Origin of the sequence: Yersinia vastinensis (assembly GCF_902726565.1) — a bacterium.
Classification (GTDB): domain Bacteria; phylum Pseudomonadota; class Gammaproteobacteria; order Enterobacterales; family Enterobacteriaceae; genus Yersinia; species Yersinia vastinensis.
On sequence record NZ_CACVAF010000005.1, the window covers coordinates 20533 to 46891 of the forward strand.

The following is a 26359-nucleotide window of genomic DNA, read 5'->3' on the forward strand; positions in this document are numbered from 1 at the left end:
ATTCTCCTTACTTGCGGCCTTTACGCTGCTGCTTTTTAGGTTGAGCAGCCGGTTCCGGTTGTTCAACAGCAGCCATACCACCCAAGATCTCACCTTTGAAGATCCATACCTTAACGCCGATTACACCATAAGTGGTGTGCGCTTCAGATGTGTTGTAATCGATATCCGCACGCAGTGTATGCAACGGAACACGACCTTCACGGTACCATTCGGTACGCGCGATTTCAGCACCGCCAAGACGGCCGCTTACTTCAACTTTGATACCTTTAGCGCCAAGACGCATTGCGTTCTGTACAGCACGCTTCATAGCACGACGGAACATAACACGACGTTCCAGCTGTGAAGTGATGCTATCAGCAACCAATTTTGCGTCCAGTTCCGGTTTACGGACTTCGGCGATGTTAATCTGTGCAGGAACGCCAGCGATATCCGCTACGACCTTACGCAGTTTTTCGACATCTTCACCTTTCTTGCCGATAACGATGCCAGGGCGAGCGGTGTGAATAGTCACACGGATGCTCTTCGCTGGACGCTCGATAACGATGCGAGAAACGGAAGCTTTCGCTAATTCCTTAGTCAGGAATTGGCGAACTTTAAAGTCGCTGTCCAGGTTGTCAGCGAATTCTTTGGTATTTGCGTACCAGGTAGAGTTCCAAGCTTTGACAATACCTAGTCGAATACCATTAGGATGTACTTTCTGACCCATTGCTAGTCTCCAGAGTCTCAGCGATCGGACACAACCACAGTAATGTGGCTGGTGCGCTTCAGGATGCGATCTGCACGACCTTTTGCACGCGGCATAATGCGCTTCATGCTAGGGCCTTCGTCTACGAAGATCTTCGTGACTTTCAGATCATCGATGTCAGCGCCATCGTTGTGTTCTGCGTTAGCAATGGCAGACTCTAGTACCTTCTTAACCAAACCAGCAGCTTTCTTGTTGGTGTAGGTCAGAGTTTCCAGAGCTTGCGACACTTTCTTACCGCGAATCAGGTCCGCTACCAAGCGAACCTTCTGAGCAGAAGAACGAGCGTGGCGATGTTTAGCGATAGTTTCCATCTCTTCCTCCTACCTTAGCGCTTTTTAGCCTTTTTATCGGCCGCATGGCCGCGATAAGTACGGGTCGGCGCGAATTCACCCAGTTTGTGACCGACCATTTCATCGGAAACGAATACTGGAACGTGCTGACGACCATTATGGACAGCGATGGTCAAACCGATCATATTTGGAAAGACCGTTGAACGACGGGACCAAGTCCGAATTGGCTTCTTGTCTCCGCTTTCCACCGCTTTCTCTACCTTCTTCAGCAAGTGCAGGTCAATGAAGGGACCTTTCTTGAGAGAACGTGGCATGGCTTATCCTCTAATTATTTTTTACTACGGCGACGTACGATGAACTTATCAGTACGCTTGTTGCTACGGGTCTTCTTACCTTTGGTCTGAACGCCCCACGGGGTTACCGGGTGCTTACCAAAGTTACGACCTTCACCACCACCGTGCGGGTGATCTACCGGGTTCATCGCCGTACCGCGAACGGTAGGACGAATACCACGCCAACGACTGGCACCTGCTTTACCCAGGACACGCAGCATGTGTTCAGCGTTACCGACTTCACCTAAGGTGGCGCGGCAATCAGCTTGAACCTTGCGCATTTCGCCGGAGCGCAGACGCAGAGTAACGTAGGAACCGTCACGAGCAACGATCTGAACGTATGCACCAGCAGAACGAGCCAATTGGCCGCCTTTACCTGGTTTCATTTCTACGTTATGAACCGTTGAACCAACTGGGATGTTACGCATAGGCAGGGTGTTACCTGCTTTAATTGCAGCATCAACGCCAGATTGAATCTGGTCACCAGCTTTCAGGCCTTTAGGCGCTAGGATATAACGGCGTTCGCCGTCTTTGTACAGAACCAACGCAATGTTTGCGGAACGGTTCGGATCGTACTCCAGACGCTCTACCACTGCAGGGATACCATCTTTGTTGCGTTTGAAGTCAACCAGACGATAATGCTGCTTGTGGCCACCACCGATATGACGGGTAGTGATACGGCCATTGTTGTTACGGCCACCGCTTTTGCTTAATTTCTCAAGCAACGGGGCATAAGGCTTACCCTTGTGCAGCTCAGGGTTAACCACTTTAACAACGTGGCGACGACCCGGAGATGTAGGTTTACATTTAACAATTGCCATTGTTTACTCCTCCGACTTACTCTGCGCCGCCGATGAAGTCCAGATTCTGGCCTTCTTTCAGGGTGACGTAAGCTTTTTTCCAGTCGCTACGACGACCAACACGCTGACCGTGACGCTTACTCTTGCCTTTAACCAGCAAGGTGTTAACGTCTTCGACTTCGACTTCAAACAGTTTCTGCACTGCAGCTTTAATTTCTGCTTTGGTCGCGTCTTTGGCAACTTTGAGAACGATGGTGTTATTCTTTTCCATCGCAGCGGACGCTTTTTCAGATACATGCGGCGCGCGCAGTACTTTCAGCAGACGTTCTTCACGAATCATGCCAGCATCTCCTCAACTTGCTTCACAGCATCAGCAGTCATAACCACTTTGTCGAAGGCGATCAGGCTAACTGGGTCGATACCGGCTACATCGCGAACGTCAACCTTGTACAGGTTGCGAGCTGCCAAGAACAAGTTCTCGTCCAGTTCACCCGTTACGATCAGCACATCTTCCAGAGCCATATCTTTCAATTTCTGCGCCAGCAACTTAGTTTTAGGTGCTTCAACAGAGAATTTTTCGACAATGATCAGACGATCTTGACGTACCAATTCGGACAGAATGCTTTTCAGCGCGCCGCGGTACATCTTTTTGTTTACTTTTTGACTGTGGTCCTGAGGCTTCGCAGCGAAGGTCACACCACCTGAACGCCAGATCGGGCTCTTTACAGAACCTGAACGCGCACGGCCGGTACCTTTCTGGCGCCACGGTTTTTTACCGGAACCAGTCACTTCAGCGCGGGTCTTCTGAGCACGGGTACCTTGACGGGCACCTGCTGCATAAGCAACAACAACCTGATGTACCAGCGCTTCGTTGAAATCACGACCGAAGGTAGTTTCGGAAACAGTCAGCGCGCCTTGCGCGTCTTTCAATACTAATTCCATTGCTATCCCCTTACGCCTTCACAGCTGGTTTAACGATCAGGTTGCCACCGGTTGCGCCCGGTACAGCACCCTTAACCAACAGCAGGTTGCGCTCAGCGTCAACACGTACTACGTCCAGGCTCTGAACAGTCACACGTTCGTCACCCAGGTGGCCAGCCATTTTCTTGCCTTTGAACACTTTGCCCGGAGTCTGGTTTTGACCGATAGAACCCGGAACACGGTGAGACAAGGAGTTACCATGGGTAGCATCTTGGGTACGGAAGTTCCAGCGCTTAACAGTACCGGCAAAACCTTTACCTTTAGACGTACCTGTAACGTCGACTTTCTTAACGTCTGCAAAAATTTCGACGCTAATTTCTTGACCAGCAGTAAATTCTTGACCTTCTGGAAGGCGGAATTCCCACAGACCACGGCCAGCTTCTACGCCAGCTTTAGCGAAATGACCCGCTTCTGGTTTAGTAACACGGTTAGCTTTTTTAGCACCGGTAGTTACTTGCACAGCACGGTATCCGTCGTTCTCCAGGCTTTTGACCTGAGTTACGCGGTTCGCTTCAATTTCGATAACAGTTACTGGGATTGAAACGCCATCTTCAGTGAAGATACGAGTCATGCCCACTTTTTTACCGACTAAACCAATCATTGTTTCAACCTCTCAATCGCTCAATGACCTGATTAACCCAGGCTGATCTGCACGTCTACACCGGCAGCCAGATCCAGACGCATCAGAGCATCAACGGTTTTCTCGGTTGGCTCAACGATGTCAACCAGACGCTTGTGAGTGCGAATTTCGTACTGATCGCGCGCATCTTTATTGACGTGCGGAGAAATCAGAACAGTAAAGCGCTCTTTGCGAGTTGGCAGCGGGATCGGACCACGAACCTGCGCACCAGTGCGCTTGGCAGTCTCGACGATTTCCGCAGTTGATTGATCGATCAAACGATGATCAAACGCTTTCAGGCGGATACGGATTCTTTGGTTCTGCATGAGACCAGAGCTCCAATTATTTATAAACGTAAATGATTACTCCTCGCACCCATTTCGATTGATGGGGGAGTGTAATCGTTCAACATATAACCCCCATATCGGGAGTATTGTTCAGTTGCAACACTAGGTTGAAACCGACAGATTAGTTTCAATCTGACCTATCAAGATTAGGTAGGCCCGCGCATTATACGTAAATACCAGCAGGAAGCAAGCGGGTGTTGAAAATCTATGCGAAAACTTACTAGATAATTTAATCGGGAAAGAATGAAGCTATTCGTGGGGATTCATGAAGGGAAAGAGTGAGGCTAATCGCGCTCACTCTTTTGACTAAAAACATCATGGCTAGATAGGCTATCGGGTGATCTGCGAGGAGTTAGTCTTTTGTTGCAAGCTGGGCTTGGGAGTAGTTTTGTATCCCTAAGCGGTCAATCAAACTAAGTTCTGTCTCAAGCCAATCAATATGTCCTTCTTCTTCAGCCAAGATTTCTTTCAGCAAATCACGGCTAACATAGTCATGGATTGAGTCCGCATAGGCGATGCCTTCACGTAGATCCTTCGCGCCGGCTAATTCGAGGGCTAAGTCAGATTTCAGTATTTCTTCTACGTCTTCACCAATATTCAACTTACCCAAATCCTGCAAGTTGGGGATGCCCTCGAGGAACAAGATGCGCTCAATATATTTATCCGCATGCTTCATTTCGTCGATGGATTCGTGATACTCCTTATCATTAAGGCGCATCAGCCCCCAGTTTTTAAACATTCGGGCATGGAGAAAATATTGATTGATAGCAACTAGCTCGTTTCCGAGTAGTTTATTGAGATGTGCAATTATCTTTTTATCGCCTTTCATAGAAATACCCTCCGCTTCCAGTACTAAAAGTGTAGTACCAGATGGCAAAGTGTGGGGAAAACTTCTCCCTGCTAACTATTAGGCAACATCATTCATTTCTGGAATGTTAGCGCGTTCCTCGATCAAGATCTCTCTAGCCTGTCGAATGCACTTCCCGCAGTCTGTACCGATAGGCACAAGTTGACGCAATTGTTGGATGGTATGTGGATGGTGCTGGCGTACAGCTTTACGGATAACTTTGTCAGATATCGCATTACACAGGCAAACATACATAAAATAACTCACTTCTTAACCAATATTTCAAGTGTAAATAAGAATGCGAGTTATTTCAATTAAGATTATTCATTTTAGGCAATAAAAAAGGGCGCCGAAGCGCCCTTTTAACTTAATCAATAAAATAATTAAGCGATAACTTTAGCAACAACACCAGCGCCTACAGTACGGCCGCCTTCACGGATTGCGAAACGCAGACCGTCGTCCATTGCGATTGGGTGAATCAGAGTAACAACCATGTTGATGTTGTCACCTGGCATCACCATTTCAACGCCTTCTGGCAGTTCGATGGTACCGGTCACGTCAGTTGTACGGAAGTAGAACTGAGGACGGTAGCCTTTGAAGAACGGAGTATGACGGCCGCCTTCGTCTTTGCTCAGAATATAAACTTCTGATTCAAAGGTAGTGTGTGGTTTGATTGAGCCTGGTTTAGCCAGAACTTGACCACGTTCGATGTCTTCACGCTTGATACCACGCAGCAGAACACCAACGTTCTCACCAGCACGACCTTCGTCCAGCAGTTTGCGGAACATTTCAACGCCAGTACAAGTAGATTTAGCAGTATCTTTGATACCAACGATTTCTACTTCTTCACCAACTTTAACGATACCGCGCTCTACACGACCAGTTACTACAGTACCACGGCCAGAGATAGAGAATACGTCTTCGATTGGCAGCAGGAACGGCTTGTCGATAGCACGTTCTGGTTCTGGGATGTAAGAATCCAGGTAACCAGCCAGTTCGATGATTTTAGCTTCCCACTCAGCTTCGCCTTCCAGCGCTTTCAGAGCAGAACCACGTACTACTGGCAGATCGTCGCCTGGGAAATCGTAAGCAGACAGAAGTTCACGAACTTCCATTTCTACCAATTCCAGCAGCTCTTCATCATCAACCATGTCACATTTGTTCATGAATACGATGATGTAAGGAACGCCAACCTGACGACCTAACAGGATGTGCTCACGAGTCTGTGGCATAGGGCCATCAGTTGCAGCAACAACCAGGATAGCGCCGTCCATCTGAGCAGCACCGGTGATCATGTTTTTAACGTAGTCGGCGTGCCCTGGGCAGTCAACGTGCGCGTAGTGACGTGACGGGGTGTCATATTCAACGTGAGAAGTGTTGATGGTGATACCACGTGCTTTTTCTTCTGGTGCGTTATCGATCTGATCGAAAGCACGAGCGCTACCGCCGTAGGTTTTAGCCAGTACGGTGGTGATTGCTGCAGTCAGGGTAGTTTTACCATGGTCAACGTGGCCGATAGTACCGACGTTTACATGGGGTTTGGTACGTTCAAATTTTTCTTTAGACACGACTATATTCCTTACTCTTGTGCTCTCCCACTTATGAGAGAGCACTGGATCATTGTTTTAAACCCGAAAGCTTATTTGCCACGGGCTTCGATAACGGCTTTAGCGACGTTACTAGGTGCTTCAGCATACTCCAGGAATTCCATGGAGTAAGAAGCACGGCCCTGAGTCTGAGAACGCAGGTCAGTAGCATAACCGAACATTTCAGACAACGGAACCTTGACGCGAACGGTTTTACCGGTAGCAGTATCTTCCATACCTTCGATGATACCGCGACGACGGTTAAGGTCGCCCATTACGTCACCCATGTAATCTTCAGGGGTTTCGACTTCAACCTTCATGATTGGCTCAAGCAGAACTGGTTTAGCTCGTTTGAAACCTTCTTTAAAGGCGATAGAACCGGCTAATTTAAACGCCAATTCTGAGGAGTCAACGTCATGGTAAGAACCGTAGTGCAGACGGATTTTAACGTCAACAACTGGGTAACCAGCCAGAGGACCGGCTTTCAGCTGTTCCTGAATACCTTTATCAACAGCAGGGATGAACTCTTTAGGAATAGAACCACCAACGATTTCGTTGACGAATTCATACCCAGCGCCACCCGGTGGTAACGGAGACATGTCGATTACAACATGACCGTACTGACCACGACCGCCTGACTGCTTCGCGTGTTTACCTTCGATATCCTTAACGGTATCGCGGATAGTTTCACGGTATGCAACCTGAGGTTTACCGACGTTTGCTTCCACGTTAAATTCGCGGCGCATACGGTCAACCAGGATATCCAAGTGCAACTCACCCATACCAGCGATGATAGTCTGACCAGATTCTTCGTCAGTCCAAACGCGGAATGATGGATCTTCTTTTGCCAGACGACCCAGAGCCATACCCATTTTTTCTTGGTCGGCTTTGGTTTTTGGTTCAACGGCAACAGAGATTACTGGCTCTGGGAACTCCATACGTTCCAAGATGATCGGGTTAGCAGGATCACACAGAGTGTCACCTGTCGTCACATCTTTCAGACCGATCGCTGCTGCGATGTCGCCTGCGCGAACTTCTTTGATCTCTTCACGTTTGTTTGCGTGCATCTGTACGATACGGCCCAGACGCTCACGCTGTGAACGTACTGAGTTCAACACGGTGTCACCGGAGTTTACAACGCCAGAGTACACACGGAAGAACGTCAAGTTACCAACAAACGGGTCGGTAGCAATTTTGAATGCCAGTGCAGAGAACGGCTCTTTGTCGTCAGAGTGACGAACTGCCGGAGTATCTTTACCGTCATCCAGAATACCGTTGATAGCTTCAACATCAGTTGGTGCTGGCAGGTATTCAATAACCGCATCCAGCATTGCCTGTACGCCTTTGTTTTTAAACGCAGAACCACAGGTAACCAAGATGATTTCGTTGCGCAGAACACGTTGACGCAGAGCTGTTTTGATCTCTTCTTCGGTCAGCTCTTCGCCGCCCAAATATTTGTCCATCAGCTCTTCTGATGCTTCCGCAGCAGATTCAACCAAGTTCTGGTGCCATTCTTTAGCCAGTTCAACCATATCAGCCGGGATCTCTTCGTATTCGAAGGTCACGCCCTGATCAGCTTCGTTCCAGTTGATAGCTTTCATTTTTACCAGGTCGATAATACCGGTAAATTTCTCTTCCGCGCCGATAGCCAGTTGCAATGGAACTGGATTCGCGCCCAGACGAGATTTAATCTGACCAACAACTTTCAGGAAGTTCGCACCCATACGGTCCATTTTGTTAACGAACGCGATACGTGGAACTTTATACTTGTTAGCCTGACGCCATACGGTTTCAGACTGTGGCTGAACACCACCAACTGCACAGTAAACCATTACCGCGCCGTCAAGAACACGCATGGAACGTTCTACTTCGATGGTGAAGTCAACGTGCCCAGGGGTGTCAATGATATTGACGTGATGTGGTTCGAACTGTTTAGCCATACCAGACCAGAAGCAGGTAGTAGCCGCAGAAGTGATGGTAATACCACGCTCCTGCTCCTGTTCCATCCAGTCCATGGTGGCTGCGCCGTCATGAACTTCACCGATTTTATGGTTTACACCGGTGTAAAACAGGATACGTTCGGTAGTGGTTGTCTTACCGGCGTCGATGTGAGCGCTGATACCGATATTACGATAGCGCTCAATGGGTGTTTTACGAGCCATTTGATTCCTCTATTCCTAGGGCGTTCATTCGGTTAACCCATGCGGGTTGGCTTTTGAGCGCCCGCATGGTTATTCCCGCTTTTTCGTTTAGCCAAGATTGGCGTCTGCGCTGTGCGGCTACTCGCCGTACTGATGTACTGTTTCGTAGCTGCTCTCAGGCCTTAGCCTTGTCCTGTCGAAAAAACAGGAATACACAAACTACTACGTGGCAATTACCAGCGGTAGTGGGCGAACGCCTTGTTAGCTTCGGCCATACGGTGAACGTCTTCACGTTTCTTAACAGCAGAACCTTTGTTCTCTGCTGCGTCAGACAGTTCATTCGCCAAGCGCAAAGCCATGGATTTATCACCGCGTTTACGAGCAGCATCAACGATCCAACGCATTGCCAAGGCATTACGACGAACCGGACGAACTTCAACTGGTACCTGATAAGTAGAACCACCAACGCGGCGAGACTTAACTTCGACAGTCGGGCGCACGTTATCCAGAGCTACTTCGAAAGCTTCCAGAAAATCTTTACCAGAACGCTGAGCCAGGGTCTCCAGCGCGGTATAGACGATTGCTTCTGCAGTAGATTTTTTACCATCTACCATCAGGATATTTACAAATTTCGCCAACAATTCAGATCCGAACTTAGGATCTGGTAAAATTTTACGTTGGCCAATTACACGACGACGTGGCATGGAAATACTCCGTTGTTAATTCAGGGTTGTCCAAAACTCTAAGAGTTTATTTTGACATTAATGTAAAAATGTTTGGCCTTACTTAACGGAGAACCATTAAGCCTTTGGCTTCTTCACGCCGTACTTAGAACGTGATTGCTTACGGTCTTTAACACCTGAGCAGTCAAGCGCGCCGCGAACGGTGTGGTAACGCACACCTGGCAAGTCTTTAACACGACCGCCACGGATCAGGATCACGGAGTGTTCCTGTAGGTTATGACCTTCACCGCCGATGTAGGAGGTGACTTCAAAACCGTTAGTTAAACGCACACGGCAAACTTTACGCAGTGCGGAGTTAGGTTTTTTCGGGGTGGTGGTATATACGCGGGTACATACACCACGTTTCTGCGGGCATGCTTCCAGCGCAGGAACGTTGCTTTTAGCAACCTTCATGCTGCGTGGCTTGCGAACCAGCTGGTTAATCGTTGCCATTATTAAAAAAGCTCCTGGTTTTTTGCTTCGTAAACACGTGATAAATCCCCCTCGTTTGCACTACTGGCAGAGAACGAGGACGCAGAATTTTATGGCTGACTATCTAAGGTGTCAAGAAATATACAGCATCAACTGCATTACCATGCCAGTTGTTGCTGATGTTTTAGGGTCAAATCCACGAAGTGAGTATAGCCGATTACTGTAACGCTGTCTGAAATTTGACCAGACAAGCCACGCGCAATGACATCATCTCCCAACACAAAGAGGGAAGCGGGGTTATTTAACAATAGCTTAAGACTTTCACTGTTTTTCAAGACAGCCATAACACCGTCTTGTAGAAATAAAATCTCATCTTCGGATGTGACTAATCTCAGTAATGCAGATAAATCGCAGTGATAAGGTGAATGACTGACGGTATACAGCATTATCGCTACCCGAATCCCATTAAAAAGTCAGCACGACATCATAAGTTGCCAATTGGCTACGCAAATTTACCGGAGATAATACCTCAACATCAAGTACCCAATCCGTCACTTCACTCAATCCACGTTGCTGCAATGACGCTCCACAAATATAACAATTCTCGACATCGTACAGGGGTAAGACACCAAAAGTCGCAATATAGTTTCTGGCGAGGATGACTTCTGGTTTTTGCTGCGGTAATAACTGGAGTACACCATCTGACACAAAGAAAGCACCGATCTCTTCGCTAAGAGCAGAAGTCGCGAGTAATGCATCCAGCCCTTCACGGCCACTGGTATTGCCATGCGGCCCTTGGGTAAAAACAAATGCGATCCGATTCTTGCCCATTAAAATTGCACCATTCGGTCGCAAGTTAATGCCGCTTCCGCCAATGCGCCCAAACCACTCAAGGTAAACCCTGTTTGCAAGTTTGCAGCGGTCAGATTGAGTTGCTCAGCTTCCTGTGCGTCAGTGACACCACGGCGCAGTGCCGCTGCAACACACACATTCAACGTCACTGCATGCTTGGCTGCCAACTGTTGCCATGCCCGAACCAGATCGAATTCATCACTGGCGGGCGATGTCAGTTGGTTAGCATTCAGCACACCTTCACGGTAGAAAAATACACTGGTTAACATATGTCCGGACTTAATCAGAGCTTGTGCAAACTGATACGCACTACTCGATTGCTGTGTTCCATAAGCAGGCCCTGTCACCATCAGGCAATATTTTGCGATATTCACCTCAGACATCAACGATCATGTCCAATAAGGTCACCGCTTTTAAATTGGCGAATGTAGAGATACACAGTGTGTTTAGAAATATTGAGCCGTTCTGCAACCTGATTGATGGCATCTTTGATATCAAAAATACCTTTTTCATAAAGGTTGAGGACCACTTGACGGTTCTTCGCATTATTAGAAACATTGCGATCAGCATTCACTTCTTCAATGGTGAACTCCAATGTTTGCGCCACCAAGTCATCCACAGATGAGGCAAAATTGACTGAGGAAGGGACTTCTTGTGTTTCCGGCGGCATAAAAGTCTGAATGATTTGTGAAAAAGGCACATCCAGATTCATATTAATGCACAGCAAGCCAATCACGCGCTGGTCACGGTTGCGAATAGCGATGGTGACAGACTTCATCAATACACCGCTTTTGGCGCGTGTGAAATAAGCCCGTGAAACACTGCTGTCAGCACCGGCCATATCGTGCAGCATCCGCAGAGCCAAGTCTGTTATCGGTGAGCCAATCTGCCTTCCGGTATGCTCGCCATTAGCGATTCTTACCGCAGAGCTTTTGAGGTCTTCCAGTGAATGCAGGACAATTTCACAGTGGTTGCCAATAAGCATAGCCAAGCCATCAACGATAGCCTCGTATGACTTTAGTATTTCATGGTCCGTCTGACTGAACGGACGTTCATCCAGTAAATCCAGTTCACTGGTTTCGCTACTGAGAAGCGAATTAGACATCGAAGACACCATCCTCTACGTAAAGCCTGTCTCAATATCGTTGGCAGACTAATAACTCAATATCCTAGATTTTAAGTCTAGCAAATATGCCGAGATAAAATCCTTGCGTTTGCGCGTGATATTGACGTTAAGCCCACAAGCCATAAATCGTCAAGTTATCAACGAACAGAAGTGCAAATTGATAGATATAACGCAAAAAAAACCGCCACGACAAAAATCGCAGCGGTTATCAGCATAACCGGGTTCTAAGCTAAATTACTTTTTAGCTTTTGCATCCGCGGCAGCGGCTGGTTGTTCTTCAGCAGCGTCTGCTTTAGGCGCAGCTTTCACATCCAACAGTTCTACATCAAATACCAGAGTAGAGTTAGCCGGGATCCCTGGGACGCCAGTTTTGCCGTATGCCAACTCTGGTGGGATAACCAGAGTTATCTTGCCACCTTTCTTGATTTGCTTCAGACCTTCGGTCCAGCCAGGGATAACACCATCCAGACGGAAGGACAGCGGCTCACCACGTTTGTATGAGTTATCAAACTCAGTACCGTCGGTCAGCGTCCCTTTGTAGTTAACAACGACGGTATCGGTGTCTTTTGGTGCTTCACCTGTACCGGCTTTCTCTACTTTGTACAGCAGGCCAGATTCAGTTTTCTTCACATCTTTTTCTTTAGCGAAGGTTTCGCGATACTTAGCGCCTTTATCGGCGTTTTCTTTAGCATCCTGCTCCATTTTCGCTTGAGCAGAGGCTTTTACACGCGCTTCAAAACCTTGCAGGGTTTTTTCGATTTCTTCGTCGGTCAGCTTGCTCTTGCTAGCAAAAGCGTCCTGTACACCCGCGATCAACTGGTCTTTATCCAGTTTAATGCCCAGTTTTTCTTGTTCTTTCAGGGAGTTATCCATGTAACGCCCTAATGATGCGCCTAATGCATAGGCAGATTGCTGGTCATCATTCTTAAATGCGCTATTTGTCGTTGCTGCGGCGTCAGCCGTTTTCGCTGCTTCAGCAGCAAAAGCAGCAGAGGTATTCAGGGTCAGCGCCATGGTGGTAGCCAGTAGCGTTACTTTAAACAGTGATTTCATCCATTTCTCCATTGGCTTAAGGACTCTTACCCCAAGCAACGATTATAAGAGTAACTTGTACTATAACTGTCTGTGCGAACACAAAACAATCTCTATACTCATGCTATTAAGTGATATTCAGACTTTTTTTACTACAAGAAGTTTCGTTTTATCGATATCTTGACCCTCGCAGAGCAATCACGGAGTTTTACAGGTAGAATCCACCCTCCCTGCCATTTTCCCTATTTTCATCAGGTGGAAAGTGGTTAATGGGTATGATTTGCAGTCATGAGAGGTAATTAAGATGGAACAATCCCTGTTTGAGCAACGGCTAGAAATGCTGGAAAGCCGTCTGGCATTTCAGGAAGTGACGATTGATGAACTCAATTTAATCGTGACGGAACATCAGATGGAAATGAGTAAGCTGCGGGAGCATCTACGTTTGTTGACCGATAAACTACGGGCATCCCAGCCATCAATGCTGGTCGCCGAATCGGATGAGACACCGCCTCCGCACTATTAGTATTGGCAGTCATTAGCACTGGCAGTGAAATTCAGTGCAGCTAATAGCAAAAAGCCAGCCGCAAGGCTGGCTTTTGACTAACGGAGTCTTGTTAACTGACTCGGTTAGATTTTAGTGACAGCCACAGCCGCCGCCTTTACCACAACCGCCTTTGCCGTGTTCGTGGCCGTGCTCACCTTCATCATGGCCATGACCACCGCAGCAACCGTCACCGTGTTCGTGGTGATGATCATGCTCACCATGTACGTGACCATGTTGCAGTTCTTCTTCCGTTGCTTCACGGATAGCAACCACTTCAACGTGGAAGTTCAAATCCTGACCCGCCAGCATATGGTTACCATCAACCACAACGTGTTCATCTTCAACCGCTGTGATTTCTACTGGTACTGGGCCTTGATCGGTATCCGCCAGAAAACGCATGCCAACTTCCAGCTCATCAACACCCATGAAGACGTCTTTCGGTACGCGCTGCACCAGATTTTCATCATAGCTGCCGTAACCTTCATCAGCGTTAACACGCACATCAAAGCTGTCACCCGCTTCGTGGCCTTCGAGCGCTTTTTCCAAACCAGCGATCAGGGAACCGTGTCCGTGCAGGTAGTCCAACGGCGCGCTCACCGGAGACTCATCAACTAAAACACCGTCTTCTGTACGTACCTGGTAAGCCAGGCTGACCACCAAGTCTTTTGCTACTTTCATGATATCTCCTACCCTTGGAACAAAAATTGGCACAGATTGTAGCGGAAATCTGCACCGCTGTACCCTCCAGCATAAAAAAACGCGAAGGATAACGCTACTCCGGATGGAAAATACCGATCACTTGTTCATTTTCACGAACGTGTTGATTGACTTGTTCATCCGTCTGACGCTGATGGTGACCGCACTTCACACACTCGACAACTTCAACCTGATCTTCACGCCATAAAGCTAGCGTATCCAATGCCTTACATTGCGGACAAACGGCTCCGGCAATAAACCTTTTACGTGTCACTGTCATCGTTCTCTCCGGCGTTATTCGTATTCATCCCACCCATCTAACTGCCGACTTTCATGCAGCATTTCTCGCTGGAAAATATCTTCCAATTCACGACGGGCTTCTTTAATTCTGGATATTTGTGCGACGTCGCCATGATGTTGCGGCACTAACTCACGTAACATGCGCATATCAAGACGGCGGAAATGTTGTTGCGCCCGATAAGCCTGATGGGGATGCATTCCTAACCCCAACAAGGTTTTCCGCCCCAGTTCCAACGCACTGGAGAACGTTTCGCGGGTGAAGTCCTTGACCCCATTTTGTAGCAACTCATGCGCTTCAACACGCCCTCTGGCACGGGCCAGAATGTGCAAGTTAGGAAAATGCTGCTGGCACAAATGCACCAATGTCATGGTGTCTTCCGGCTCATTACAGGTGATAACGATAGCTTTGGCTTTTTCTGCTCCAGCTGCCCGCAACAACTCCAGCTCAGTAGCGTCGCCATAATAGACTTTATAACCATATTTGCGCATAACACTGACGGCACTGACATCGCGCTCCAAAACTGTAATGCGCATTTTGTTCGCCATCAATAAGCGACCAATTACCTGACCAAATCGCCCGAATCCAACAATAATGACTTGCGGATCATTATCTTCCACAAAGGGCTTCTCATCACTCTCTTCTTGCGCGTTATAACGGCGTACCAGAATACGGTCGATGCCTTGCATCAGCAGTGGCGTCGTCATCATTGACAGCGTGACCACCACCAACAACAAAGCCAGTTGCTCGGCATTCAAAACATGCTGAGAAAATGCCGCGGAGAACAAGACGAAAGCAAATTCCCCCCCCTGACTCAGCACCCCGGCAAATTGCAGACGTACCGAGCGGCGTAGGCCAAATGTCCGGGCCAACCCATATAGCACGGTGCCTTTGATAAACACCAACGCGAGGACACCTAACAACACATCCAGCAGATGTGTGAAGAGCACACCGAGGTTTAGCGCCATGCCGACCGAGATGAAAAATAGCCCGAGCAGTAATCCCTTAAAGGGTTCAATGGCAATTTCCAGTTCGTGCTGGAATTCACTTTCTGCCAGCAAAATACCCGCGATGAATGTCCCTAGTGCCATAGATAGGCCCAATGCATCCATAAACAGCGCCGACCCCAACACCACCAGCAAGGCTGCCGCGGTGAAAACTTCCCGCACCCCAGAGGCCACAATGTAGCGGAATAACGGGCGTAGCAAATAGCGGCCACCAATCAACATGCCCGCAAAAGCGGCCACTTTGATACCAATTTTGACCCAGTCATTGGCCGCCCCACCGCCACCAGCCAGAATAGGAATCAGTGCCAATGCCGGGATAACCGCCATGTCTTGGAACAGTAAGACCGAGAACCCCAGTTGACCGCCTTCGTTGCGGTTCATCCCTTTTTCCCGCATCAGTTGCAATGCCATCGCGGTGGAGGACATCGCTAAACCGACACCACCGATAACGGCGGCCTGCCAAGCAAATTGAGTGAAATAGAGTAATGCCCCTAATACTGCCGCGGTTATCACTACCTGACCGGCACCCACACCAAAAATAGAGCGTCGCAACTGCCAGAGCTTGGCTGGATTAAGCTCCAACCCGATGATAAACATCAGAAAAACAACACCCAATTCTGAGAAGTGAAGAATTTCGTCAACATCACGAATAAACCCTAAACCCCATGGGCCAATAGCAATACCGGCAATCAGGTAGCCCAATACCGCGCCGATACCGAGGCGCTGAGCAATAGGAACAGCCACCACAGCAGCAAAGAGAAATAATAAAATTGCGGTCAGTAACGCCGAGCCTTCCATATATCAGTGCCCCCCTGTGGGCAACGGTGACTGCAACCACTGCGCATAAGCTTGTGCATGGCTGGCTAAGACTTCCGGCTTCTGGCGTCGTGCCCAGTAGACAATCATCGGATTCATCCAATGCATATGGCACATCGCTGCGGTTAACTCAAAAGGCCGCAAAATATCTTCCATCGGATAGCGGTTATATCCCCCAGCCCGATAGGCGCCTTCTGGCTCACCTGTGGTAATGACTGACCGCCAATATTTCCCCGTCAGAGCATGCCCCCCTACACCATTAGCAAAGCCACGCGCCAGCACTCGGTCCAGCCACTCTTTGAGTAGGGCCGGGCAACTGTAGGTGTAAAGGGGATGTTGAAAAACAATAACTTGATGTTCACGTAGCAGTTGCTGCTCATGGTGAATATCAATGAAGAAATCCGGATAATGTGCATAAAGATCGTGCACAGTGACATGTTCTAATTGCTGCACCGGTTGCAGTAAAACCCGGTTTGCCACCGAGTCTTGTGATTCCGGATGGGCATACAACAGCAAAACCTTCGGTAGCTGCGACATCATTCCCCTCCAAAGCGTCGTCAGGGCCCGGTTTTTCCGTTACCATGCTCCGCAAAGACTAAAAAAGACTGAAATGGGTACTCTAATACTCTAAATAATTCGAGTGCAGGCAGGCGGCAAGAGTGCGAATCCCCTAGAGCTTACTTGAGTAAGTGACTGAGGTAAGAACGCGCAGCCAACGCCCCTGCGGCTTGAAGTATGACGAGTATATACCCTATTAACATACTCTAAACATACGGCACTCTATGATTGTTTTTTCCTCGCTACAAATTCGACGTGGTACTCGCGTCTTGCTGGACAACGCGACAGCAACGATTAACCCTGGCCAAAAGGTCGGGCTGGTCGGCAAAAACGGCTGTGGTAAATCCACTCTGCTGGCGCTACTCAAAGGCGAATTAAGTGCCGATGGTGGCAATGCCACGTTTCCCAGTAATTGGGCGCTGGCCTGGGTTAACCAAGAGACCCCAGCACTGGATATTCCGGCGATAGAGTATGTTATCGACGGTGACCGTGAATATCGTCAACTGGAGGCCGAACTACAAGTCGCCAATGAAAAAAATGACGGCCATGCCATTGCAACCGTGCACGGCAAGTTAGACGCCATCCATGCCTGGACCATTCAATCGCGCGCGGCCAGCTTGCTGCATGGGTTAGGGTTTTCTCAAGACCAATTACAACAGCCAGTACGTTCATTTTCAGGCGGCTGGCGTATGCGCCTTAATCTGGCTCAGGCGCTGATTTGCCGTTCCGATTTACTGCTGTTGGATGAACCGACCAACCATTTGGATTTGGATGCCGTCATCTGGTTGGAGAAATGGCTGAAAAGCTACACCGGTACGCTGGTGCTGATTTCCCATGACCGCGATTTCCTTGATCCTATTATTGATAAGATTTTGCATATTGAACAGCAGACGCTGAATGAATATACCGGTAATTATTCATCCTTCGAACGCCAACGAGCCACCAAACTGGCACAGCAACAATCGATGTATCAGCATCAACAAGAGAAAGTTGCACACCTGCAAAGTTACATTGATCGCTTCCGCGCACAGGCCACTAAAGCCAAACAGGCACAAAGCCGGATTAAAATGTTGGAGCGGATGGAACTGATTGCGCCCGCGCATGTGGATAATCCTTTCCACTTTAGTTTCCGGACACCTGAAAGCCTACCTGACCCGCTGCTGCGCATGGATAAAGTCAGTGCCGGTTATGGCGATCGTACAATTTTAGAATCGATAAAACTCAATCTGGTACCGGGTTCGCGCATTGGTCTGCTAGGGCGCAATGGAGCCGGTAAATCGACGCTGATTAAACTGCTCGCCGGAACGTTAGAACCGCAAAGTGGTGAAATCGGCTTATCCAAAGGGATTAAACTGGGTTACTTCGCCCAGCATCAACTTGAATTCTTACGCGCTGATGAATCCCCACTACAGCATATGAGCCGTCTGGCCCCCAAAGAGCCAGAGCAACAACTGCGTGATTATCTGGGTGGCTACGGTTTTCAGGGGGATCAAGTCACCGATCCCACTGCGCGCTTCTCCGGGGGTGAAAAGGCGCGTCTGGTGTTGGCACTGATTATTTGGCAGCGCCCTAACCTGTTACTGCTCGATGAGCCGACTAACCATCTTGACCTTGATATGCGCCAAGCCTTGACCGAAGCATTAATTGATTTCGAGGGTGCATTAGTAGTGGTGTCCCATGATCGTCATTTGCTGCGTTCAACTACCGATGACCTTTATCTGGTACACGATGGTAAAGTGGAGCAATTCGACGGTGATCTGGAAGATTATCAGCAGTTTTTGGTGGACTTGCAGCGCCAACAAAGTCAGCAAGATAACCCCACCAAAGAGTTATCTGGTAACAGTGCACAACAACGTAAAGATCAAAAACGTCGTGATGCCGAGTTCCGTAATCAAACCCAGCCATTGCGTAAGCAGATTATGGCGCTGGAAAAGCAGATGGATAAACTCAGCGCAGAGCTGACTGCAATTGAAGAGCAACTTGCTGATTCTGCCTTATATGATATTGCGCGCAAGGCGGATTTGACTCAATGTCTACAGCAGCAGACGCAGGTTAAGTCCAAGCTGGAAGAGACAGAAATGCAGTGGCTGGACGCCCAAGAGCAGTTGGAGAATATCACCAAGATATTTGAAGCGGAGTAATCCGCAGCAAGATTTGAGTAAGCACAAAGCCGCCACCCTTGCGGCTTGAAAAATGACAACATTATGGATAATAACGTCATGAGCAAAAAGGACATTACCGTCGTGGTGCCGGTATTTAACTGTATGGCGTACCTCACGGAGCTTCTCGATTCATTACGCAGCCAGACTGGCCCATCATTAGAGATTATCGCTGTTAATGATGGGTCAACTGATAATAGCCTCGCGATTTTAGAAAACATTGCCCGCCACGACCCACGGCTAATCATTATTAATCAACACAATCAGGGGCTTTCCGTGGCCCGCAACACCGGTATCACTCACGCGAGTAGTCCTTGGATTGCCTTTGCCGACGGGGATGATTGGCTCGCACCCAATGCTTTATCCACTTGGTGGGAACAAGCTAAACGCCAGCAACTCGATGTCCTGATTGGCAACGGTTATGCTTTCAATGCCGCCCCTCAACAATCTCAGCGCAGCCCTTTGTTGCATAAACAACCTTGGGGTCAAGTACTCACTGGTCAACAGTGGGTTATCCGTAGTGTCGAATGCAATGAATGGCCGCATTATGCCTGGCTGCAACTCATTCGCCGTGAGTTACTCCAGACCCATCAGTTGGCATTCATTCCAAGAATGCTCCATGAAGATATTTTGTGGACAACTCAACTGGCCTTAGCCGCTCAACGCATCGGCTATTGTGCCCATCCATTCTACGGTTACCGGGCGAATCCTGAGTCAATCACTCACTCTCATGAAACCCAAGCGCTACTGCACCGTGCCAGTAGCTATATTCACATTATCAAGGGGTTAGTTGATATTGCCGAAACGAAGGAACCAGCGCTACGCCATGCGCTGTTACGTCACGCGAATCAGGAAAGTCGCCATTTTTTGGGGTTGATGCGCAAACAGCTTCCCGTCTCTTCAGCCCGCAGCGCACTGGCTGCCGAGTTTGGCCATTTAGGCCTATACCCTGCGTTATTCCGCGGTATTGGCAACATTCATGAGTTCTGGCAGGCGCTACGTTGTTCTCTAATTCTTGCGCGTTATGCCCAACAAACGCATTTATTACCTAAATAGATATTAAATTAATGTTTATTTTTGTTATTACTCAGAAAGTTTTAATGTTTAATAAGGCATAAAATTATTTCTGGGAAGAAGTATAAATGCAGCGCATTTTAGTCATTCGAATTGATTTTCTTGGCGATATGATATGCACCACTGCTTTATTACATGCGCTGAAACAGCGCTGGCCATCAGCTGAAATTCATGTATTAGCCAATAAATACAATCGAGAAGCTCTGGCACGCAACCCCGACATTAGTGCAGTCCACACTTACGTTTACAGTAAACAATGTGAACGAAACCAAAAATCAGGCCGAGTTAAAGCCATTTTCGACAGGCTGGCCCTTATTTGGCAATTACGCCGCTTGCGCTTTGACCTGCTGGTTATCCCTAACGGCGGCATGAGCAAGAACAGTATTCAGTTCGCCAAACAACTCAATGTGGCCGATAGTCGCTGGCATACTCATGCTACTGAGTTTGATGACCGCAATCCTGAGCATGTTGCCAACCGCCCCATACACCATGAAGCACTCTCCGGCTTTGCTCTGCTGCCTGAACTAGGTTCAGTGAATATCAATAAACTCAAATTATCCATCTACCCCGACCCACAATTGCAGGCAAAGTGGCAGGTAGAATTAGGTGAAAAAAATCGACCGCGCATTGGATTGTTTGTCTCTAACAAATCGCCACAACGCCGCTGGAGCTGGGAAAAGTGGCAGCAGTTGGCACAGAATCTCAGCGATCAGGCCGATATCATCATTTTGTATGATCCCAAAGAACCCCCAAGTGAACATCAATTAGCGACCATCAAAGGCCGCCATTTGTCTACGCCGTCCGTTGATGATTTTGTTGCAGCAGTGAGCCAATTGGATGTGGTGATTTCAGCAGACAGCGCACCGGTTCATATCAGTTCAGCGTTGCAGATACCTGTCGTGGCCTTGTTTGAATCTCGGCCTGAAAAGTATCTGCGCTGGTATCCATTAGTACGTCATGTTTTATTGCACATGGGGCCTCAAGTTGAAGACATCACCGTCGATGCTGTTGAAACCGCTGCCCGCACACTGCTGGATAACCAATAAAATCGCCGTCAAAACCAGATAATAATGGGCGCAATTGTTGCTGTTAGTTTGGATGCAGACAGCGCGCAAAAACCGGAGCGTACATCAAGTACGTGAGGATTTTGAGCACTGCTCAAATTCAAAATAACCAATAAAATCGCCCATTAAGGTCGATACACTGGCTTATCACCCAACACAGTGGCACGGTGCATAATCCGCCGCTGCGGCAGATAATCAGCATTGGCATAGTGCTGGGTGACGCGGTTATCCCAAATCGCAACATCATCTTGCTGCCAGCGCCAGCGCACCTGAAATTCGGGCTTGGTGGTGTGGGCGAAGAGAAAACGCAACAGTGCATCACTCTCTTTATCACTCACATCAACTATTCGGGTAGTGAATCCTTCATTGACGAACAGTGCCTGCCGCCCACTCACTGGGTGAGTGCGAACTACCGGATGGAGCAGCGGTGGGTTTTTCTCTTTTGCCAATAACCAGCGTTGGTGCTCTTGCGGCGTTGTGCGGTGTTTGTGCTCTGGAAAAGAGTGGGCAAAATCATGCTCCGCTCGTAGACCTGCCAATAGCTGCTTAAACGGTGCAGAGAGTGCCTCATACGCCGCAATCCCACTGCTCCATAAGGTATCACCTCCCGTAAGCGGCAACAGCTTTGCGGCCAGAATCGCGCCCAATGGTGGGTTTTCGATAAAAGTTACATCAGTGTGCCAGTTATCATTATCAGGCGGATTATTGTCATGCGTATCCAACACGATAATCTCTTCACACTCTTGGGTATGTGGATAAACCGGGTGGATATGCAAATCACCAAAACGACCTGCCAGTGAGCGCTGCTGTAATGGCGTGATAGGCTGATTGCGGAAAAACAGCACTTGGTGCTTGAGCAACGCATGATAAAGCTGCTCAAACTGGCTATCGCCCAGCGGGCGAGCAATATTGATATTCTCCACCAGAGCGCCAATATATGGCCCCAGTGGTGTCACGAGTAGACGTTCATTCATTGTTGTGCTCCATACCAAGGCGTTAATCGGCGTTGAATCGCCCGCAAACTTAATTCCATGCCAAAAGCAATAATGGCAATCACACTGATCCCGGCAATCACCACGTCGGTGGCGAGAAACTCACCGGCGGATTGCACCATAAAACCCAACCCACGAGTGGCGGCAATTAACTCTGCAGCCACCAGCGTTGACCAACCGACCCCCAATCCAATACGGATGCCCGTTAAAATTTCCGGCAATGCGCTGGGAAGGATAACAAACCATAAAACCTGCCAACGATTCGCCCCTAATGCACGGGCGGCTCTGACTCGAACCTGCGCCACACTACGCACCCCCGCCACAGCAGCCAAGGTAATGGGGGCAAAAATCGCCAGATAAATCAGTAAGATTTTTGAGGTTTCGCCAATACCAAACCAGATAACCATCAGCGGCAAATAGGCTAAAGGGGGGACCGGACGATAAATCTCAATAAGGGGATCCAATACGCCACGTACCGTGCTACTTAGCCCCATAGCAATTCCGGTAGGCACACCGAGAGCTACAGCGGCGAATAATGCGATCATGATTCGCCCCAAACTGGCGGACAGATGTTGCCATAGCGTGGCATCCATAAACCCCTGCGGGCTGGCAATCACCAACAATTGATGCAGTACTTGCTGCGGGGCGGGTAAGAATAATGGGCTGATAAGCTGTAGCGCGGTGACTGTCCACCACAGCAGTACAACACTAACCAGTGTGGCAATACTGAGCCACACACCTCTGGCAATAGGTAAGCGCCATCGTATTTTGGGGCGGCTGAGTGTGGTTGTGTGCGGCGTTTGATGAGGCAACGAGCTACCACGTAATGTGTTGTGTAGGCTCATATTAGGGCCTCCCTTTGTTGGAAGACTTTGCCCAACACATATTCACGACGGGCAATAAATTCAGGGTCAGATTTAATGCTACGGCAAGCCTCCCCCTCGGCATAACGCTGACCAAAGTTGAGCGATAACCGCTCGACAATTTGCCCCGGCCCCGGTGACAACAAAAGCAGCTCACTGGCTAAAAATACGGCTTCTTCGATATCGTGAGTGATCAGTAAAATCTGTTTGCCGGTATCGCGCCAAATAGTCAGCAGCAACTCCTGCATTTGTTCGCGCGTGAAAGCATCCAGCGCACCAAAAGGCTCATCGAGCAACAATAAACGCGGATCAACTGCCAGTGCCCGCGCGATCCCTACCCGCTGGCGCATCCCACCAGAGAGTTGCCAAATGTAGTGATGTTCAAATCCAGCTAATCCCACCCGGTGCAGCATTTTTAGCGCTGTTTCCCGCCGTTGTTGCTGACTTAACCCTGCCAGTTGCAAGCCAAACTCCACATTACTGACCACATCACGCCACGGCAGTAAACCCTCATGCTGGAACACCACTCCCCGTTCGGCACTGGGGCCGTGAACCGGAATATCATCCAGAGTGATGCTGCCAGCTGAAGGCTCCATAAACCCGGCAATTAAATTTAATAACGTGGTTTTGCCACAACCTGATGGCCCCAATACCACGACCAACTGTCCGGATGCGATTTGCAATGACACATCCTGTAAGGCAAGTTTGCCCTGATATTCGGCCCACAGGCCGTGCACGTTTAACATGATGGCTCCTAGGACTGTGGTGCTGCCTGAACTTCTTTCACAAAGCGGTCGGTGACGAAATCACGGTAATCACTGGCCACCTGAGGGATTTTGCCTTGATCTTTCAAGAATGCGGCAGTATCACGAATGGCTTGGTCCACCGGTTGACCGAGCTGTGTTATTTGCTGCGCCACCGGTAAGTAAGTATTGCCTTTCACCAACTCCGGTACTTGCTCTGCCGGCACCCCACTTAACCGCGCCAATTGGCCCAAGTTTTCTGTATTTTTAAGCCATTGTTCCGGTTGTGCCAAATAAGCCCCTTGAGCGGCTAATGCACTACGGGCAAAAGCAGTAACAACCTCAGGGTGCGCTTTGGCAAAATCTTTGCGAACGACCCAAACATCCAGTGTAGGTGCCCCCCATTGCCCCACTTGCGCCGAGTCAGTCAGTACTGTGCCTGTTTTGGCTAATTCGTTAACAGCAGGAGCCCAGACATAAGCGCCATCAATATCTCCCCGTTGCCAAGCCGCTGCGATAGCGGGCGGCTGCAAGTTGAGTATAGTCACCTGATCTGGCTTGATACCCCAATGCTTCAACGCAGCCAGCAGGCTGTAATGGGTGGTTGAGATAAAAGGCACGGCAATGCGCTTACCGATGAGATCCTGCGGGGTTTTGATCTCTTTTTTCACCACCAGTGCTTCAGAGCTGCCTAATTGTGAAGCCAGTAGGAAAACCTCAATCGGAACATTTTGACTGGCGGCTACCGCCAGTGGACTGGATCCAATATTGCCAATCTGCACATCACCCGAGGCTAATGCTCTGACCACGCTTGAGCCGCTATCAAATTTGCGCCAATCCACCTTGGCCCCAGAAAGTTTGGCAAAGCTGTTATCCGCCTGAGCCACTTTTGCCGGTTCAGCGGAGGTCTGATAAGCCACAGTCACATCAACCGCATGCGCACTGGTCACCACCAGTGACAGCGCCAACAATGCACTACCGGATCGTAAGAAACCGCGAATTGCGGTAGAAGAAAAGGTTATCGCCATGGTTCACTCCGCTCATTTAGCTCTGTGTCATTCGCTGTTATTGCGACCCTAAGCGCACCCGGCGCTCTGAGATGACAGTGTTACCTGAAGGAGTAATATGACAAAAGGAATAAAAAAATATTCTTTATTCCCTTATGTGATAAGAAAATACGGAAGAGATAGTCTACAACGTTAAGCCGGAAGGGATATTTCACCTTTTAAAAATATGCGGGCATCACCGGCAATCAAGGTGCGATCACCCGCTAATGTGCAGAATAACTCGCCGCCACGGGCAGATATCTGACGGGCATGCAGTGACGTTCTTCCCAACCGAGCCACCCAATAGGGCATTAACGTACAGTGAGCAGAACCGGTCACCGGATCTTCATTGCTGCCAAGGGTAAAGTAGCGAGAGACAAAATCCACCTGATCACCCGGTGCCGTGACAATCACACCGCGGCCAGTATAGGCAATCAGCGCTACGATGTCGGGCTGTAACTGTCGCACTTGCTGCTCGTTTTCCAATACGACCAACAGAGACTTTGCCTGCCATAACTGCTCAATTTTGGCTCCGAGCAGTGCCGCCAACTCAGTCGAAATAGCAATTTGTTCCGGCGGCAGTGAGGGGAAATCCAGCGACAATCGACCAAAATTATCTTCATCACGTTTGACGTGTAAATCACCACTGGCACTGCGAAAACAAATATCTCGCAGACCGGGATTCACTAGACTGAACATCACATGTGCCGCCGCCAACGTGCCATGACCGCATAAATCCACTTCACGTTCTGGCGTAAACCAGCGAATCGCCGATTTATCCCCTTCATCCCAGACAAAACTGGTTTCTGGCAGATTAATTTCAGCCGCGATGCTTTGCATCTCTTCTGTTGAAAGTGGTTTTTTCAACAAATAGACCCCAGCAGGGTTACCGGAAAGCCCTACACCGACAAACGCATCCACATGAAAATAGTTATAAGCCATCAATTTGCCCCGATGATTGGCTAATGCCAAATCAACAACACACAGGCCGCCGTCAGCAAGCCCATCGAAATATTAAAAGTAAACCAAGCGCGGCGGCTGCGTAGCAGGCGGCCAATTAAGGTGCCGAACCCCAGCCAAATAATCCCAGCGACCAGATTCACCATAAACATACCAAGACTTATCATGACGATAGAATGATTATAGGCCGCTCCCGCCATACTGAAGCTGGCGACCGAACCTAATCCCATCAACCAGGCTTTTGGATTGAGGAATTGCAATAACCAGCCTTGATACAAACGCAGTGGCTTTGGCGGGACGATGTTGGTTTCCAACTTTTCATAAGCCGAGGTGGCAATTTTCCATGCCAGCCACAACAGATACAGACTACCCAGAATTTTCAGTATCAAGTGAATAGATGGATAGATAAGAATCAGGCCACCCACCCCAAAAGCCACCAGCAGTAACATGCTCTGCATGCCTAACATAATGCCAAGCATCAGCCAGATAGAGCGCATAAAACCAAAATTGGCCCCGGCAGAGGTGAGCAACATATTGTTCGGACCCGGGGTAATAGCTGCAACCCAAAGAAAACCTATCATTGAAAGAAATAAACTCAGTTCCATGAGACGGGTGCCTCTCACCCAAAATGATGCGCGATATACCCATGAAGCTAACAGTGTGCTATTGATCACACAAGAGCAACAA

Annotated in this window: 33 protein-coding genes; 4 read left to right on the forward strand and 29 right to left on the reverse strand. The window is 48.8% G+C overall.

Features of this window, described 5'->3' with window-relative positions; all coding sequences use genetic code 11:
• Positions 1-7 precede the first annotated feature (7 nt).
• From rpsC to fkpA, 19 genes are all read right to left on the reverse strand, one after another.
• On the reverse strand, positions 8-706 hold the full coding sequence (gene rpsC, locus HUZ92_RS08815) for a 30S ribosomal protein S3 (protein ID WP_002221644.1): 699 nt from the start codon (positions 704-706) through the stop codon (positions 8-10).
• A gap of 17 nt (positions 707-723) precedes the next feature.
• Complete coding sequence (rplV, locus tag HUZ92_RS08820) at positions 724-1056, reverse strand: 50S ribosomal protein L22 (RefSeq protein WP_002223844.1); 333 nt, start codon at positions 1054-1056, stop codon at positions 724-726.
• A gap of 14 nt (positions 1057-1070) precedes the next feature.
• Positions 1071-1349 (reverse strand): 30S ribosomal protein S19, encoded by a 279-nt coding sequence (gene rpsS, locus HUZ92_RS08825; RefSeq protein ID WP_002213430.1) that lies wholly within the window; start codon positions 1347-1349, stop codon positions 1071-1073.
• 14 nt (positions 1350-1363) lie between these two features.
• Positions 1364-2188, reverse strand: coding sequence for a 50S ribosomal protein L2 (gene rplB / locus HUZ92_RS08830; RefSeq protein WP_002213425.1), 825 nt, complete (start codon positions 2186-2188; stop codon positions 1364-1366).
• A 16-nt stretch (positions 2189-2204) separates the two neighbouring features.
• On the reverse strand, positions 2205-2507 hold the full coding sequence (rplW, locus tag HUZ92_RS08835) for a 50S ribosomal protein L23 (protein WP_005159841.1): 303 nt from the start codon (positions 2505-2507) through the stop codon (positions 2205-2207).
• The gene (gene rplD / locus HUZ92_RS08840) at positions 2504-3109 is read right to left on the reverse strand and encodes a 50S ribosomal protein L4 (RefSeq protein ID WP_019213299.1); all 606 of its coding nucleotides are present in this window, start codon (positions 3107-3109) and stop codon (positions 2504-2506) included. Before rplD ends, rplW begins: the two co-directional genes overlap by 4 nt.
• A gap of 10 nt (positions 3110-3119) precedes the next feature.
• On the reverse strand, positions 3120-3749 hold the full coding sequence (gene rplC, locus HUZ92_RS08845) for a 50S ribosomal protein L3 (RefSeq protein ID WP_004709250.1): 630 nt from the start codon (positions 3747-3749) through the stop codon (positions 3120-3122).
• Between the two features lie 32 nt (positions 3750-3781).
• Entirely contained in the window at positions 3782-4093 is a 312-nt protein-coding gene (gene rpsJ / locus HUZ92_RS08850) for a 30S ribosomal protein S10 (RefSeq protein WP_001181005.1), read from the reverse strand.
• Between the two features lie 373 nt (positions 4094-4466).
• Positions 4467-4943, reverse strand: a complete 477-nt coding sequence (gene bfr / locus HUZ92_RS08855; protein WP_050099598.1) for a bacterioferritin — start codon at positions 4941-4943, stop codon at positions 4467-4469.
• 78 nt (positions 4944-5021) lie between these two features.
• Positions 5022-5216 (reverse strand): bacterioferritin-associated ferredoxin, encoded by a 195-nt coding sequence (gene bfd / locus HUZ92_RS08860; protein WP_050099597.1) that lies wholly within the window; start codon positions 5214-5216, stop codon positions 5022-5024.
• Positions 5217-5344: 128 nt separating this feature from the next.
• On the reverse strand, positions 5345-6529 hold the full coding sequence (gene tuf / locus HUZ92_RS08865; protein WP_050076773.1) for an elongation factor Tu: 1185 nt from the start codon (positions 6527-6529) through the stop codon (positions 5345-5347).
• A 71-nt stretch (positions 6530-6600) separates the two neighbouring features.
• Positions 6601-8709 (reverse strand): elongation factor G, encoded by a 2109-nt coding sequence (fusA, locus tag HUZ92_RS08870; RefSeq protein ID WP_050099596.1) that lies wholly within the window; start codon positions 8707-8709, stop codon positions 6601-6603.
• Positions 8710-8921: 212 nt separating this feature from the next.
• Positions 8922-9392, reverse strand: a complete 471-nt coding sequence (rpsG, locus tag HUZ92_RS08875) for a 30S ribosomal protein S7 (protein WP_002212324.1) — start codon at positions 9390-9392, stop codon at positions 8922-8924.
• Between the two features lie 96 nt (positions 9393-9488).
• Positions 9489-9863, reverse strand: a complete 375-nt coding sequence (gene rpsL / locus HUZ92_RS08880) for a 30S ribosomal protein S12 (protein ID WP_002212323.1) — start codon at positions 9861-9863, stop codon at positions 9489-9491.
• Positions 9864-10000: 137 nt separating this feature from the next.
• Positions 10001-10288: a sulfurtransferase complex subunit TusB gene (gene tusB / locus HUZ92_RS08885; RefSeq protein ID WP_050099595.1), complete on the reverse strand. Its 288-nt coding sequence runs from the start codon at positions 10286-10288 to the stop codon at positions 10001-10003.
• A gap of 19 nt (positions 10289-10307) precedes the next feature.
• Complete coding sequence (tusC, locus tag HUZ92_RS08890; protein ID WP_050099594.1) at positions 10308-10673, reverse strand: sulfurtransferase complex subunit TusC; 366 nt, start codon at positions 10671-10673, stop codon at positions 10308-10310.
• On the reverse strand, positions 10673-11068 hold the full coding sequence (gene tusD / locus HUZ92_RS08895; RefSeq protein WP_072087710.1) for a sulfurtransferase complex subunit TusD: 396 nt from the start codon (positions 11066-11068) through the stop codon (positions 10673-10675). The genes tusC and tusD overlap by 1 nt, the downstream gene beginning before the upstream one ends.
• Before the next feature lie 8 nt (positions 11069-11076).
• Entirely contained in the window at positions 11077-11799 is a 723-nt protein-coding gene (locus HUZ92_RS08900; protein WP_050099592.1) for a helix-turn-helix transcriptional regulator, read from the reverse strand.
• Positions 11800-12054: 255 nt separating this feature from the next.
• Positions 12055-12873 carry an FKBP-type peptidyl-prolyl cis-trans isomerase gene (gene fkpA / locus HUZ92_RS08905; protein ID WP_050099591.1) on the reverse strand — a complete coding sequence of 273 codons (819 nt, stop codon included), beginning with the start codon at positions 12871-12873 and terminating at the stop codon, positions 12055-12057.
• Between the two features lie 283 nt (positions 12874-13156).
• Between fkpA and HUZ92_RS08910 the strand changes: the two genes are divergently transcribed.
• Positions 13157-13375 (forward strand): protein SlyX, encoded by a 219-nt coding sequence (locus HUZ92_RS08910; RefSeq protein ID WP_004709265.1) that lies wholly within the window; start codon positions 13157-13159, stop codon positions 13373-13375.
• A gap of 111 nt (positions 13376-13486) precedes the next feature.
• Here the strand turns inward: HUZ92_RS08910 and slyD are convergent, their stop codons facing one another.
• The 4 genes from slyD to kefG form a co-directional block, all read right to left on the reverse strand.
• Positions 13487-14074, reverse strand: coding sequence for a peptidylprolyl isomerase (gene slyD / locus HUZ92_RS08915; RefSeq protein ID WP_004709267.1), 588 nt, complete (start codon positions 14072-14074; stop codon positions 13487-13489).
• Positions 14075-14168: 94 nt separating this feature from the next.
• Positions 14169-14372, reverse strand: a complete 204-nt coding sequence (locus tag HUZ92_RS08920) for a YheV family putative zinc ribbon protein (RefSeq protein WP_050099590.1) — start codon at positions 14370-14372, stop codon at positions 14169-14171.
• 14 nt (positions 14373-14386) lie between these two features.
• Positions 14387-16195 carry a glutathione-regulated potassium-efflux system protein KefB gene (kefB, locus tag HUZ92_RS08925; protein WP_050099589.1) on the reverse strand — a complete coding sequence of 603 codons (1809 nt, stop codon included), beginning with the start codon at positions 16193-16195 and terminating at the stop codon, positions 14387-14389.
• 3 nt (positions 16196-16198) lie between these two features.
• Positions 16199-16750 carry a glutathione-regulated potassium-efflux system ancillary protein KefG gene (gene kefG, locus HUZ92_RS08930; RefSeq protein WP_050099588.1) on the reverse strand — a complete coding sequence of 184 codons (552 nt, stop codon included), beginning with the start codon at positions 16748-16750 and terminating at the stop codon, positions 16199-16201.
• A gap of 245 nt (positions 16751-16995) precedes the next feature.
• Here kefG and HUZ92_RS08935 point away from each other — a divergent pair, with 245 nt between their 5' ends.
• From HUZ92_RS08935 to HUZ92_RS08945, 3 genes are all read left to right on the forward strand, one after another.
• Positions 16996-18912: an ABC transporter ATP-binding protein gene (locus tag HUZ92_RS08935; RefSeq protein WP_050099587.1), complete on the forward strand. Its 1917-nt coding sequence runs from the start codon at positions 16996-16998 to the stop codon at positions 18910-18912.
• A 78-nt stretch (positions 18913-18990) separates the two neighbouring features.
• The gene (locus tag HUZ92_RS08940; protein ID WP_145579487.1) at positions 18991-19986 is read left to right on the forward strand and encodes a glycosyltransferase; all 996 of its coding nucleotides are present in this window, start codon (positions 18991-18993) and stop codon (positions 19984-19986) included.
• Between the two features lie 86 nt (positions 19987-20072).
• Positions 20073-21050, forward strand: coding sequence for a glycosyltransferase family 9 protein (locus HUZ92_RS08945; RefSeq protein WP_050295756.1), 978 nt, complete (start codon positions 20073-20075; stop codon positions 21048-21050).
• Between the two features lie 143 nt (positions 21051-21193).
• Here the strand turns inward: HUZ92_RS08945 and tauD are convergent, their stop codons facing one another.
• The 6 genes from tauD to HUZ92_RS08975 form a co-directional block, all read right to left on the reverse strand.
• The gene (gene tauD, locus HUZ92_RS08950; protein WP_050139994.1) at positions 21194-22042 is read right to left on the reverse strand and encodes a taurine dioxygenase; all 849 of its coding nucleotides are present in this window, start codon (positions 22040-22042) and stop codon (positions 21194-21196) included.
• Positions 22039-22905, reverse strand: a complete 867-nt coding sequence (tauC, locus tag HUZ92_RS08955; RefSeq protein ID WP_050099584.1) for a taurine ABC transporter permease TauC — start codon at positions 22903-22905, stop codon at positions 22039-22041. Before tauC ends, tauD begins: the two co-directional genes overlap by 4 nt.
• The gene (gene tauB, locus HUZ92_RS08960) at positions 22902-23669 is read right to left on the reverse strand and encodes a taurine ABC transporter ATP-binding subunit (protein WP_050099583.1); all 768 of its coding nucleotides are present in this window, start codon (positions 23667-23669) and stop codon (positions 22902-22904) included. Before tauB ends, tauC begins: the two co-directional genes overlap by 4 nt.
• 8 nt (positions 23670-23677) lie before the next feature.
• Positions 23678-24694 (reverse strand): taurine ABC transporter substrate-binding protein, encoded by a 1017-nt coding sequence (gene tauA / locus HUZ92_RS08965; RefSeq protein WP_050099582.1) that lies wholly within the window; start codon positions 24692-24694, stop codon positions 23678-23680.
• Between the two features lie 171 nt (positions 24695-24865).
• The gene (locus HUZ92_RS08970) at positions 24866-25654 is read right to left on the reverse strand and encodes a PhzF family phenazine biosynthesis protein (RefSeq protein WP_050139996.1); all 789 of its coding nucleotides are present in this window, start codon (positions 25652-25654) and stop codon (positions 24866-24868) included.
• A gap of 20 nt (positions 25655-25674) precedes the next feature.
• Positions 25675-26277, reverse strand: coding sequence for a LysE family translocator (locus tag HUZ92_RS08975; RefSeq protein WP_050099580.1), 603 nt, complete (start codon positions 26275-26277; stop codon positions 25675-25677).
• Between the last annotated feature and the right edge of the window lie 82 nt (positions 26278-26359).